Source organism: Streptomyces sp. NBC_00386, from assembly GCF_036063235.1.
In the GTDB taxonomy this organism is placed as follows: domain Bacteria; phylum Actinomycetota; class Actinomycetes; order Streptomycetales; family Streptomycetaceae; genus Streptomyces.
In genome coordinates, this window is sequence record NZ_CP107950.1 from 3,980,827 (window position 1) to 3,993,710 (window position 12,884).

The 12,884-nt window shown below is 72.7% G+C and carries 11 protein-coding genes; 2 read left to right on the forward strand and 9 right to left on the reverse strand.

Annotated elements, in window-relative coordinates; genetic code table 11:
• Window positions 1-80: 80 nt before the first annotated feature.
• From alr to glmS, 5 genes are all read right to left on the reverse strand, one after another.
• Window positions 81-1,253, reverse strand: a complete 1,173-nt coding sequence (gene alr, locus OG780_RS17290) for an alanine racemase (RefSeq protein WP_328449204.1) — start codon at window positions 1,251-1,253, stop codon at window positions 81-83.
• Between the two features lie 81 nt (window positions 1,254-1,334).
• A complete protein-coding gene (locus tag OG780_RS17295; protein ID WP_328449206.1) occupies window positions 1,335-2,411 on the reverse strand; it encodes a L,D-transpeptidase family protein in 1,077 nt (358 codons plus the stop codon).
• A gap of 156 nt (window positions 2,412-2,567) precedes the next feature.
• Window positions 2,568-3,998 carry an NAD(P)H-hydrate dehydratase gene (locus tag OG780_RS17300; protein ID WP_328449208.1) on the reverse strand — a complete coding sequence of 477 codons (1,431 nt, stop codon included), beginning with the start codon at window positions 3,996-3,998 and terminating at the stop codon, window positions 2,568-2,570.
• A 316-nt stretch (window positions 3,999-4,314) separates the two neighbouring features.
• The gene (locus tag OG780_RS17305; RefSeq protein ID WP_326786047.1) at window positions 4,315-4,686 is read right to left on the reverse strand and encodes a holo-ACP synthase; all 372 of its coding nucleotides are present in this window, start codon (window positions 4,684-4,686) and stop codon (window positions 4,315-4,317) included.
• Between the two features lie 52 nt (window positions 4,687-4,738).
• Window positions 4,739-6,586 carry a glutamine--fructose-6-phosphate transaminase (isomerizing) gene (glmS, locus tag OG780_RS17310; protein ID WP_328449210.1) on the reverse strand — a complete coding sequence of 616 codons (1,848 nt, stop codon included), beginning with the start codon at window positions 6,584-6,586 and terminating at the stop codon, window positions 4,739-4,741.
• Window positions 6,587-6,754: 168 nt separating this feature from the next.
• On the opposite strand from glmS, the gene coaA reads away from it, so the two are divergent.
• Both coaA and OG780_RS17320 read left to right on the forward strand, forming a co-directional pair.
• Entirely contained in the window at window positions 6,755-7,744 is a 990-nt protein-coding gene (gene coaA / locus OG780_RS17315; protein WP_328449212.1) for a type I pantothenate kinase, read from the forward strand.
• Window positions 7,745-7,786: 42 nt separating this feature from the next.
• Window positions 7,787-8,740 (forward strand): DUF389 domain-containing protein, encoded by a 954-nt coding sequence (locus OG780_RS17320; RefSeq protein WP_328449214.1) that lies wholly within the window; start codon window positions 7,787-7,789, stop codon window positions 8,738-8,740.
• 117 nt (window positions 8,741-8,857) lie between these two features.
• Here the strand turns inward: OG780_RS17320 and glmM are convergent, their stop codons facing one another.
• The 4 genes from glmM to OG780_RS17340 form a co-directional block, all read right to left on the reverse strand.
• Window positions 8,858-10,216, reverse strand: coding sequence for a phosphoglucosamine mutase (glmM, locus tag OG780_RS17325; RefSeq protein WP_328449216.1), 1,359 nt, complete (start codon window positions 10,214-10,216; stop codon window positions 8,858-8,860).
• A 195-nt stretch (window positions 10,217-10,411) separates the two neighbouring features.
• The gene (rpsI, locus tag OG780_RS17330) at window positions 10,412-10,933 is read right to left on the reverse strand and encodes a 30S ribosomal protein S9 (RefSeq protein WP_261705341.1); all 522 of its coding nucleotides are present in this window, start codon (window positions 10,931-10,933) and stop codon (window positions 10,412-10,414) included.
• A gap of 42 nt (window positions 10,934-10,975) precedes the next feature.
• On the reverse strand, window positions 10,976-11,419 hold the full coding sequence (gene rplM / locus OG780_RS17335) for a 50S ribosomal protein L13 (protein ID WP_168529673.1): 444 nt from the start codon (window positions 11,417-11,419) through the stop codon (window positions 10,976-10,978).
• Between the two features lie 223 nt (window positions 11,420-11,642).
• Entirely contained in the window at window positions 11,643-12,839 is a 1,197-nt protein-coding gene (locus OG780_RS17340) for a glycosyltransferase family 87 protein (RefSeq protein WP_328449222.1), read from the reverse strand.
• Window positions 12,840-12,884: the final 45 nt, after the last annotated feature.

Here is a 12,884-nt window from a genome sequence, read left to right on the forward strand (position 1 = left end):
TCGGCCCGGCTCCCGCCTGCCGTGTTCCGCCCGCCACTCTCCACCCGCCGGGCCCCGCGCGCCTGTTCGGCTCCAGAGTGCTACCCGTCTTGTTCCTCTTTCACCTTCACGTAGACGCGCGGAACGCGGGTTCCGATGCGCGTAACGATCTCGTACGCGATGGTGCCCGCCGCGCGCGCCCAGTCCTCGGCGGTGGGCTCACCGCCGTCGCCGGGTCCGAACAGGACGGCACGGGTGCCGGGCTCCGGCTCGTCACCGCCGAGGTCGACGACGAACTGGTCCATGGCGACCCGGCCCGCGACGGTACGCCACTTGCCGCCGACCAGGACGGGGCCGGTGCCCGAGGCGTGCCGGGGGACGCCGTCCGCGTAGCCGACGGGGACGAGGCCGAGGGTGGTCTCGCCCGGGGTGACGTAGTGATGGCCGTAGCTCACGCCGTGGCCGGCCGGAACGTGCTTGACCAGCGCGAGCGACGCGCTCAGCGTCATCACCGGGCGCAGTCCGAAGTCGGCGGGGGTACCGAGCTCCGGGCTCGGCGAGATCCCGTAGACCGCGATCCCGGTCCGTACGAGATCGAAGTGGCTCTCGGGGAGGGTCAGGGTCGCGGGCGAGTTGGCGATGTGCCGCACCTCGGGGCGCACCCCCTGCTCCTCGGCGTACGACACCATCTCGCGGAACAGCGCGAGCTGGGCCTGGATCGAGGGGTGGCCCGGCTCGTCGGCGCAGGCGAAGTGGGACCAGAGTCCGGTCACGGTGATCAGCCCGCGCGCCTCGGCGGCCAGGGCCTCGGCGACGAGCTCCGGCCAGTCGGCGGGCTGGCAGCCGGCACGGCCGAGGCCGGTGTCGGCCTTGAGCTGCACCCGGGCCCGCGTCCCGACGGCCTCGGCGGCCGCCACGGCCTCCCGGAGCGCCCACATCCCGCTGACCGACACGTCGATGTCGGCCTCGACGGCCTCGGCCCAGGGACCGCCCGGGGTCCAGAGCCAGCACATGACGCGTCCCGGCAGGCCGGCCGCCCGCAGGGCGAGCGCCTCCTCCGGGGTGGCCGTGCCCAGCCAGGTGGCGCCCGCCTCGCGCGCGGCGCGGGCGCACTGGACCGCGCCGTGGCCGTACGCGTCGGACTTGACCACGGCCATCAGGGCCGCGGTCGGCGCGTGGGCACGCAGGGCCCGCACGTTGGCGCGCAGGGCGGCCAGATCGATCTCGGCGCGGGCGCGCAGGGGTGCCGTCCGCGGGTGTGCTGTCTCTGTCATCGCGCCCCAGTCTCTCAGAGGCGCACGGCGGCCTCCCGGCGCCGGTCCCCGGACGGGCGGCCCCCGCTCCTGGCCGCGCCCTCAGCCGCGCGGCCTCCGGCCCCAGACGTAGACGTGGTCGCCCTTCCTGAGCACCTTCCAGAGCCCTCGGGCGTCGGCGAGCCGCAGATTCACGCAGCCCATCGAGCCGCCGACGGTACGGATGCTGCCGCGGACGGCGTGGAATGCCTGCCCGCCGCTGAAGAACTGGGCGTACGGCATGGGGCTGTTGTACAGGGTGGACCAGTGGTGACGGTGCCTCCAGTAGATCCTGAACCAGCCGGTGCGGGTGGGGTGCCGGACCCCGCCGCTGCGCATCGGCACCGGGCCGTACAGGATCCGGCCCCGCTGCTGCACCCAGGTGCGCTTGTGGGTGAGGTCGACGCAGGCGACGCGGTAGGGGCGGACCGGGCAGCCGCGAAGGGGGCGGGTGCCCGGGGCGCTGTGGGCCGGGGCCGACAGTGTCCGCATGCGGGCCCAGGTCGCCGGTCCGGCGGTCCCGGTGGCGGGCTCGATCCCGTGCTTCCTCTGGAAGGCGCGGATGGCCCGGCAGTCGGCCGCCGACTGCTTCCCGTCCACCCTCAGCCCCAGCCACCGCTCGGCCTGCCGCTGGTACGGACCCCCGCGCCCGCCGCACGCCACCGCGGGCCGGGCACCCGCTGCGCCGGACGAGGGGGAGGCGCCCGGCCCGGACGTGACCGGCCCCGGCCCGGCGGGCTCGAACCCGGCCGACGCGGGCCCCGCCGACGCGGGATCCATCGGCGTCGACCCGGGCGGCCGGGACCCGAGCGGCGCGAACGTGACCGGCCCGGACCCGAGCGGCCCGGACGTGACCGGCGTAGTCGTGGCCGGCCTGTGCATGCCCCCGGGCACGTCCCGCACGCCCCGCCCCGCGAGGGGCATGCCCATGGCGGCCGAGGCCGCCGACGGCAGCCGGCCGCCCGGGGCGTCGCCCGGCCAGGACGGACGCGGTCCTCCCGCCGAACCGGGCCACGGCTCGCCCACCCGCCCGGAGTCGGGCGGCAGCGGAGCGGACGTGGCCGCCACCGCCCCCACGGGCACGGCCGCAACCACCGCCAGCAGCACCGCGATCCCCCGGCACACCCTTCGTCTGCTCATCACGCGAACAGACATACGCAACATCACGCGCGCCCCGGGGGCGCCACACGCACAAGGTCCCCCGATCTGTGCAACGCCCACGACACCCGCTCCCCGCCCGGCCGCCCCGGGCCGGTCGAGGTGGGGTCGGTCCAGGCGGGGCCTGTCGGGGCGGGGTCAGTCGAGGATGTCGCGCCAGGCCTCCGGCAGGGCCTCGGCCACGTCGTGGGCACCCGCGGGGGCGCCGTCCGCCGCGAAGCGGCCGGCGAGTCCGTGCAGATACGCGGCGACGCTGCCCGCGTCGAGCGCGGAGAGCCCCGACGCCAGCAGCGACCCCGCGAGTCCCGACAGCACGTCCCCGCTCCCCGCGGTGGCCAGCCACGCCGTCCCGGTGGCGTTCACCCGCACCGCGCCGCCCGTGGGACCGGCGACCAGGGTCGTCGCCCCCTTGAGGAGGACCGTCGCCCCGTACAGCCCCGCCAGTTCCCGTACGGAGGCCAGCCGGGCCTCCTCCACCGCCTCCCGGGCGACCCCGAGCAGCGCGGCGGCCTCCCCGGCGTGCGGGGTCATCAGCGTCGGCGCGGTACGGGCCCGCACGGCCCCCCGGTCGGCGAGCCGCAGCCCGTCCGCGTCCACCAGCACCGGCACGTCCGCGGCGAGCACCTCCGCGACCGCCGAGGCGTCGTCCCCGGCCCCGGGGCCCACCACCCAGGCCTGCACCCGCCCCGCCTTCGAAGGTCCCGCCGCGGACACCAGTGCCTCGGGGAAGCGGGCGACGACGGCGTCCGCGGCGGGCCCGACGTACCGCACCGCACCGGCGCCGCCGCGCAGCGCCCCGGCCACGGCGAGGACCGCTGCCCCGGGATAGCGGGCGGACCCGGCGGCGATCCCGACGACACCGCGCCGGTACTTGTCGCTCTCCGCCCCCGGAAAGGGCAGCCGGGCCGCGACATCGGCGTGCTGGAGCGCCTCCACGTCGGCCGGGTCCGGCAGGTCGAGCCCGATGTCGACGAGGCGCACGGAACCGGCGTACCCGCGCGCCGGGTCGATGAGCAGCCCCGGCTTGTGGGTGCCGAAGGTGACGGTGAGGTCGGCGCGGACGGCCGCGCCGAGCACCTCCCCGGTGTCCGCCTCGACACCGGACGGGAGGTCGACGGCGACGACGGCGGCCCGCGAGGCGTGCGCGAGTTCGGCGAGTCGCGCGGCCTCCGGCCGCAGGCCGCCCTTGCCGCCGATCCCGACGATGCCGTCGACCACGAGGTCGGCCCGCCGCAGGAGCGGTTCGGCGGCGCCGGGCGCGGCCGAGGTGCCTCCGGCGCGCAGCAGCGCGGCCAGTCCTCCCGGGTGGGTCCTCTCGGGGGCGAGCAGCACCGCGGTGACACCGGCCCCGCGCCGGGCGAGGCGCGCCCCCGCGTACAGGGCGTCGCCGCCGTTGTCCCCGCTGCCCACCAGCAGCACCACCCGGCGGGCGTACACCCGGCCCAGCAGGTCCGCGCAGGCGGCGGCGAGCCCGGCGGCCGCCCGCTGCATCAACGCCCCTTCGGGGAGCCGCTCCATCAGCTCCCGCTCGGCGGCCCTCACGGTCTCCACGCTGTACGCAGTACGCATGACGCCGAGTCTCCCGCACCGGCACGTCCCGTGCGCGCTCCCCGCACCGTGCGGGCCTGCGAGCCCTGTCCGGAACCCGGGCGGCGCCGTGCGGGCCCGCGATCACCGTCCGGAGCGGTCCCGGCAAGTCCCGTACGGCTCCGCCCGAAGGCGGCGGGCCCGCGGCCTTCCTGCCCTCCGGCGGGCCCGCGATCACCGTCCGGAGCGGTCCCGGCAAGTCCCGTACGGCTCCGCCCGAAGGCGGCGGGCCCGCGGCCTTCCTGCCCTCCGGCGGGCCCGCGGCCTCCGTACCCTCCGCCCGGAGGCGACGGCCCGGCTATCCCTCCGCCACCACCACCGCCGAGGCCACCCCGGCGTCGTGACTGAGCGACACGTGCCAGGAGGCCACGCCCAGTTCGGCCGCGCAGGCCGCCACCGTGCCCTTCACGCGCAGCCTCGGCCGGCCGCTGTCCTCCACGTAGACCTCGGCGTCCGTCCAGTGCAGTCCCGCCGGGGCGCCCAGCGCCTTGGCGAGCGCCTCCTTCGCCGCGAAGCGGGCCGCGAGCGAGGCGATGCCCCGCCGTTCGCCGCTGGGCAGCAGCAACTCGCTCTCCACGAAGAGACGTTCGGCCAGCCCGGGCGTCCGCTCCAGCGACGCCCGGAACCGGTCGATCTCGGCCACGTCGATACCGACCCCGATGATGCTCATGTCCGCACCCTAGAGGGCGGGGCCACTCCGCGGCCTGACACGGCGACGGCGCTCACTCCACCGTCACGGACTTCGCCAGGTTGCGCGGCTGGTCCACCTCGTTGCCCCGGGCCGTCGCCAGTTCACAGGCGAACACCTGGAGCGGGACCGTCGACACCAGCGGCTGGAGCAGGGTGGGGGTGGCCGGGATGCGGATGAGGTGGTCGGCGTACGGGACGACCGCCTCGTCGCCCTCCTCCGCGATGACGATCGTGCGGGCGCCCCGGGCCCGGATCTCCTGGATGTTGGAGACGATCTTGTCGTGCAGGACCGAGCGGCCGCGCGGCGACGGGGCCACGACCACCACCGGCATGTCCTCCTCGATCAGCGCGATCGGGCCGTGCTTGAGCTCCCCCGCCGCGAAGCCCTCGGCGTGCATGTACGCCAGCTCCTTCAGCTTCAGGGCGCCTTCCAGCGCGACCGGATAGCCCACGTGCCGGCCGAGGAACAGCACGGTGTTCTTGTCGGCGAGGGAGCGCGCGAGCTCCCGTACCGGCTCCATGGTCTCCAGGACCCGCTCGACCTCGCGGGAGATGCGCGACAGCTCCCGGATGACGGCCTGGATCTCGTCGCCCCACTTGGTGCCGCGCACCTGGCCCAGGTACAGCGCCACCAGGTAGCAGGCCACGAGCTGGGTGAGGAACGCCTTGGTGGAGGCGACGGCGACCTCGGGGCCGGCGTGCGTGTACAGCACCGCGTCGGACTCGCGCGGGATCGTCGAGCCGTTGGTGTTGCAGATCGCCAGCACCCTGGCGTCCTGGTCGCGGGCGTGCCGCAGCGCCATCAGCGTGTCCATGGTCTCGCCGGACTGCGAGATCGCGATGACGAGCGTACGGCGGTCCAGGATCGGGTCCCGGTAGCGGAACTCGCTGGCCAGCTCCACCTCGCACGGGATGCGCGTCCAGTGCTCGATGGCGTACTTGGCGATCAGCCCGGCGTGGAAGGCGGTCCCGCAGGCGACGATGACGACCTTGTCGACCTCCCGCAGCACCTGGACCGGGATGCGCACCTCGTCGAGCGACAGCGAGCCCGCCGCGTCGATCCGCCCCAGCAGCGTGTCGGCGACCGCCTTGGGCTGCTCGGCGATCTCCTTGAGCATGAAGTAGTCGTAGCCACCCTTCTCCGCCGCCGACGCGTCCCAGTCGACGTGGTAAGAGCGGACCTCGGCGGGGCTGCCGTCGAACCCGGTGACGGTCACGCCGTCGCGGCGCAGTTCGACCACCTGGTCCTGTCCCAGTTCGATCGCCGAGCGGGTGTGGGCGATGAACGCGGCGACGTCCGAGGCGAGAAAGGCCTCGCCGTCGCCGACACCGACCACCAGCGGCGAGTTCCGTCGTGCCCCGACGACCACGTCCGGCTCGTCGGCGTCCACGGCGACCAGCGTGAACGCGCCCTCCAGGCGCCGGCACACCAGCCGCATCGCCTCCGCCAGGTCCGCGCACGAGGAGTACTCCTCGGCGAGCAGATGGGCGACCACCTCGGTGTCCGTCTCGGAGGCCAGGTCGTGCCCCCGCTCGGCCAGCTCGGCGCGGAGCAGGGCGAAGTTCTCGATGATGCCGTTGTGGACGACGGCGACCCGGCCCGCGTTGTCGAGGTGCGGATGGGCGTTGGCGTCCGTGGGGCCTCCGTGGGTGGCCCAGCGGGTGTGCCCGATTCCCGTCGTTCCGGCCGGCAGCGGCCTGCCGCCCAGCTCCTTCTCCAGGTTGACCAGTTTCCCGGCCTTCTTCGCGACGGCGAGTCCCCCGTCCGCGAGGACGGCGACACCCGCCGAGTCGTATCCCCGGTACTCGAGTCGCTTCAGTCCGGCCATCACCACGTCGAGCGCCGGCTGCGACCCCACATAACCCACGATTCCGCACATGGCGGCAGCGTACGGTCCATCGCCCGTCCGAATCAGGCTCACCGTGCCCGATATCGGAAATTCTGGCGCCCTTTCGGAGCCGCCCGCAGGGCTCCTCGGCCCCGCCGGAGTCACCTGGCGTGACGGACCCCACCCTCCATCCCGTCCATACTCCCGTAACAATGGACTGTGATCTCTCCGGTCTCCCCGTTGCCGCGGAGCGCCCACCGGTCCAAGCCGGAGGCGACTCCCTACGTCGATCTCACCCGCGCCGAGTGGAGCGCGCTGCGTGAGAAGACGCCGCTCACGCTGAACGCCGAGGAGCTCGAGAAGCTGCGCGGCCTGGGCGATGTCATCGACCTCGACGAGGTGCGGGACATCTATCTCCCGCTGTCCCGGCTGCTGAACCTGTACGTCGGCGCCACGGACGGACTCAGAGGCGCTCTCAACACGTTCCTGGGCGAGAAGGGCTCGCAGTCCGGCACCCCGTTCGTCATAGGCGTCGCCGGTTCCGTGGCCGTCGGCAAGTCCACCGTGGCCCGGCTGCTCCAGGCGCTGCTCTCCCGCTGGCCCGAGCACCCCCGCGTCGAACTGGTCACCACGGACGGCTTCCTGCTCCCCACCAAGGACCTCGAAGCGCGCGGACTGATGTCGCGCAAGGGCTTCCCCGAGTCGTACGACCGCCGGGCCCTGACCCGGTTCGTCGCGGACATCAAGGCGGGCAAGGACGAGGTGACGGCACCCGTCTACTCGCACCTGATCTACGACATCGTGCCGGGCGAGCGGCTCACCGTCCGCCGCCCCGACATCCTCATCGTCGAGGGCCTGAACGTGCTCCAGCCGGCGCTGCCCGGCAAGGACGGCCGCACGCGGGTCGGCCTCGCGGACTACTTCGACTTCAGTGTGTACGTCGACGCCCGCCCCGAGGACATCGAGCGCTGGTACCTGAACCGCTTCCGCAAGCTGCGCGCGACGGCCTTCCAGAAGCCCGACTCGTACTTCCTCAAGTACACCCAGGTCTCGGAGGAGGAGGCCCTCGACTACGCCCGTACGACCTGGCGCACCATCAACAAGCCGAACCTGCTGGAGAACGTGGCTCCCACCCGCGGCCGGGCGACCCTCGTCGTGCGCAAGGGCCCGGACCACAAGGTGCAGCGCCTGAGCCTGCGCAAGCTGTAGTCCGGCGGACGCCTCCTCGTGGGCGGCGGCTACTCTGCGGCCATGCTGCACCTGCGCCTGATCACTCCCTCGGACCGGACCGACGACGTCGTACGCCTGATCGAGGGGACGGTCGGCACCGCACACCTCGTCGTGCTTCCGGGTGCCGCCCGCAATCCGGCGGGCGACGTCGTGATGTGCGATGTCGCGCGCGAGGCGGGCGACGAACTCATCGGCGGGCTCCGGGAGGCCGGGCTCGACCGGACCGGGTCGATCGCCGTCGAGAACATCGACCTGTCGCTGTCGAAGCGGGCCGACAAGGCCGAGGAGGAAGCCCCGGGCGAGGGCGCGGACGCGGTGCTGTGGGAGCAGCTGCGGGACGCGACGCACGAGGAGTCGACCCTCAACGTCACCTATCTCGCGTTCCTCACCGTGGCCACGATGCTGGCGGCCTGCGGTGTGATGCTCGACAACGCGATCCTGATCGTCGGCGCGATGGCCGTGGGCCCGGAGTTCGGACCGCTGGCGGGCATCTCCACGGCGCTGGTGGAACGTGCCCCGCACCTGGTGTGGCGGTCGCTGTGGGCACTGCTCGCGGGTTTCGCGGCGGCGATGATCATGACGGCGGGCTTCAGCTGGCTGATGGACGTGTTCGGGCTGTTCTCGAAGTCCATGGTGGAGGCGGACCGGCCCAACACGGCGTTCATCTGGCAGCCGGACTGGATGTCGTTCGTGGTGGCGTTCCTCGCCGGGATCGCCGGAACGCTGTCCCTCACGTCCGCCAAGTCGGGCGCCCTGATCGGCGTCGCGATCTCGGTGACCACGGTCCCGGCCGCCGCCAACGCCGCCGTGGCCCTCAGCTACACGGACTACTCCCAGACCTGGGGTTCCACCAAGCAGCTGCTGTTCAACCTGCTCGGCATCGTGGTCGCCGGCACGCTGACGCTGCTCGCCCAGAAGTGGTTCTGGGCGATGCAGCGCAAGCGCCAGGTCGCCCGTCCGGACCCCGCCCGGTAACGAGCCGCCCGGCGAAGGCACCGCCGCTGAATCCGTGAGGCCCGGCACCCCTGGGGTGCCGGGCCTCACGGATTCAGCGGGCCTCACGGATTCAGGCGGAGAGGCCCAGGACCTGTCCTAGCCGAGCGCCGACTTCACGGCGTCGGCGAGACGCGCGGCCACCGAGCGGGCGTGGTCGATGTCGGCGGCCTCGACCATGACGCGGACGAGCGGCTCGGTGCCGGAGGGGCGCAGCAGCACCCGTCCGGTGGTACCGAGTTCGCTCTCGGCGTCGGCCACCGCGGCGGCGAGCTCGGCGGAGGTGTTCACCCGTGTCCGGTCGACGTCGGGCACGTTGATGAGGACCTGCGGCAGCCGTTCCATGACCGAGGCGAGGTCCCGGAGCGTACGGCCGGTCTGGGCGACCCGGGCGGCGAGCAGCAGGCCGGTGAGCGTGCCGTCGCCGGTCGTGGCGTGGTCGAGGATGATGACGTGCCCGGACTGCTCGCCGCCGAGCGCGTAGCCGTGCCGCTTCATCTCCTCCAGGACGTAGCGGTCGCCGACCGCGGTCTGGACGAAGGCGAGGCCTTCGCGCTCCATGGCGAGCTTGAAGCCCAGGTTGGACATGACCGTCGCGACAACGGTGTCGGAGCGCAGTGCGGAACGCTCCCGCATCGCCAGCGCGAGAACGGCCAGGATCTGGTCGCCGTCGATCTCCTCGCCCGTGTGGTCCACGGCGAGGCAGCGGTCGGCGTCGCCGTCGTGCGCGATGCCGAGGTGGGCGCCGTGCTCGACGACGGCGGCCTTGAGGAGCTCCAGGTGGGTGGAGCCGCAGCCGTCGTTGATGTTGAGCCCGTCGGGCTCCGCGCCGATCGTGACGATCTCGGCACCGGCCCGCGCGAAGGCCTCGGGCGAGACCCGGGCGGCCGCGCCGTGCGCCTCGTCGAGGACGACCTTCAGACCGTCGAGGCGGTTCGGGAGGACACCGATGAGGTGGGCGACGTACTGGTCGAAGCCCTGGTCGTAGGAGTTCACCCGGCCGACGCCGGAGCCGGTCGGGCGGTCCCAGGGAGCGCCGGTGCGGTGCTCCTCGTAGACGCCCTCGATCCGGTTCTCCAGCTCGTCGGCGAGCTTGTGCCCGCCGCGGGCGAAGAACTTGATGCCGTTGTCGGGCATGGCGTTGTGGCTCGCGGAGAGCATCACGCCGAGGTCGGCGCCGAGCACTCCGGTGAGGTACGCCACCGCGGGGGTGGGCAGCACGCCGACGCGCAGGACGTCCACACCGGCGCTGGCGAGGCCGGCGACCACCGCGGCCTCCAGGAACTCCCCGGACGCGCGCGGATCCCGCCCGACCACGGCCACGGGCCGGTGGCCTTCGAACGTGCCCGCCTCGGCGAGTACGTGCGCCGCTGCCACGGAAAGCCCGAGCGCGAGCTCGGCCGTCAGATCCGCGTTGGCGACACCGCGCACGCCGTCCGTGCCGAAGAGTCGTCCCACTTGTCCTCCTGAGAAAAGCTGCAGAGTACGGAAGTCCCCCGAAGGATACGGAGTCATCCGATCACATGAGCCTTTGAGCACCTTGTGCCGTTATACGCCCAACCACTGTGATAAACGAACGCCCCGGCGGCACTGTGGCGTGCAGCCGGGGCGTTCGGAGCTACGCGTACTACGCGCAGAAGCAAGCGGCGAAGATTAACGCTTGCTGTACTGCGGGGCCTTGCGGGCCTTCTTGAGACCGGCCTTCTTGCGCTCGACCGCACGGTCGTCGCGCTTGAGGAAGCCGGCCTTCTTGAGGGCGCCGCGGTTGTTGTCCACGTCGGCCTCGTTCAGCGCACGGGCCACGCCGAGGCGCAGGGCACCGGCCTGACCCGAGACGCCGCCACCCGAGATGCGGGCGACAACGTCGTAGCGGTTGTCGAGCTCGAGCACCTTGAAGGGCTCGTTGACTTCCTGCTGGTGCACCTTGTTGGGGAAGTAGTCCTCAAGGGTGCGACCGTTGATCTTCCACTTGCCGGTGCCCGGGACGATCCGGACGCGGGCGATGGCGTTCTTGCGACGGCCCAGGCCGGCGGCCGGCTGCGGGTCGCCGAAGCGGCCTTCGAGCGACTCCGAGGTGTACTCGCCCTCGACGGGCACCTCGGACTCGGTGGTGTAGCTCTCGATGTCGACGAGCTCAGTCTCTTCGACCGGCTGCTCAACGGTGGTCTCGGCCACGATTCTCCTCAGATTTCTTTATGTCTTAGGGGGTGGCCGGAACTACTGCGCGACCTGGGTGATCTCGAACGGGACCGGCTGCTGCGCAGCGTGCGGGTGGTTCTCGCCCGCGTAGACCTTCAGCTTCGAGAGCACCTGACGGCCCAGGGTGTTCTTGGGAACCATGCCCTTGATGGCCTTCTCGACGGCCTTCTCGGGGTTCTTCGCCAGCAGCTCGTCGTAACGGACGGAGCGCAGACCACCCGGGTAACCGGAGTGGCGGTACGCCAGCTTCTGGGTCTTCTTGTTGCCGGAGAGGTGCACCTTGTCGGCGTTGATGATGATGACGAAGTCACCAGCGTCGACGTGGGGCGCGTAGATCGGCTTGTGCTTGCCGCGCAGAATGTTCGCGGCAGTGGTCGCCAGACGACCCAGGACGACATCCTGGGCGTCGATGACGTACCACTGGCGAGTGATGTCGCCGGGCTTGGGGCTGTACGTACGCACGGTCGTAGCCTTCGCTTCTTCAGTGAGTGGGTCCTGACATGGCCACCACGGACGATCACGACAGCCCTGACCGCACTGCGGTGACGCATACCGCGTGCTGGTCGCTGGTCATCAGCCCCGGTGGACCGGTGTAAGGGCCCCTCACGTGAGAATGAGCAAGCCAATACACATAACGAACTGCAAGCTTACCCGTGGCGGCCCGGAAGGGTCAAAACGCGAGTCCTCACACCCTCGTGGCCCGTCGTCCGCGCCGCTGGGCGACGAAGTGGTCCGGGCCGGCGAGCGGCAGGTGACGGCGACGCGGGAGCGCCACCGATGCAGTCATCACACACAGGGTAAAGCAGTCACGGAAGGAACGCCGGGTCACCGCTTCCAGCCAGGGCCAGTCCGCGCCGGGCACCTGCGGCACCAGCGCCAGCCAGAACCAGGGCCCACGGGCCGCCGCACCGGGATACGGCAGCCCCGCGAGCAGCAGCGGCACCACGACGAGCAGATAGTGGTCGTAGGACGGCCGGGACACCAGGAACGCCGAGAGCATCAGCAGCACCGCGGTCTCGACGAGCCGCAGCGGCCCGGGAACACCGCGCGACCAGCGGCGGTACGCGGCCGGCACCCCGGCACAGGCCGCCGCACAGGCCAGCGCGACCGCCACCGGGGACGGCACCCCGAGACGCGGCAGCACGGCCGCCGGAGAGGCCTCGTAGAGGCGTACGAAGCCGTCGTGGCCGCGCAGCAGGAACGGCAGCGTCCGTGTGACGAACGCCGCAGGATCGGGCATCAGCAGCGCCGCCCCGCCGGACGCCAGGGCGGGCACGAGGAACATCGCGGCCAGCGCCCGCCATCGGCGCGCGAAGAGGAAGAGGAGCGCCACGGGCACGAGCAGCGGCTTCAGGGCGAGGGCCGCGCCGATGACCGCTCCGGCCCACCCCCACCGGTCCCGCGCGGCCAGCAGCAGGGCGAGCGGCAGCGCCGCCGCGGCGGTCACGGTCCAGTTGCCGAGCGAGACCAGGTGGCCGAAGGGTGCGAAGCCCAGCGCGAGCCCGGGCGGGCCGAGCACCGCGAGGCGGCTGCGCCAGGGGATCCCGTGGACGCTCAGCGCGCAGGCCCAGCCCGTCACCAGCAGCGCGGTCACCGTCAGGGGGACCAGCACGCGGAGCGCGTACGCCGGGAGCAGTGTCTGCGGCACCGCCGCGAGCACCGCGCTCGGGAGATAGAGAAAGTGCCGGTCGGCGTAAGGCGAACCGCCGTCCAGCCAGGTCCGCGCCGCCCGTACGACGATCGCGTTGTCCATCCCCCCGTCCGAGGTGCGGAGCGCGACACCCACGGCATGCGCGCACAGCACCGCGCCCGAGACCGCCCACGCGTGCCAGGAGGCCCTACGCACCAACCACCCGGAGATGTCACTTTTGCCCTTGCGCATTCAGATCACGCTAGGGGCTCAAGTGCCCGGTGGAGCTGACCGGCA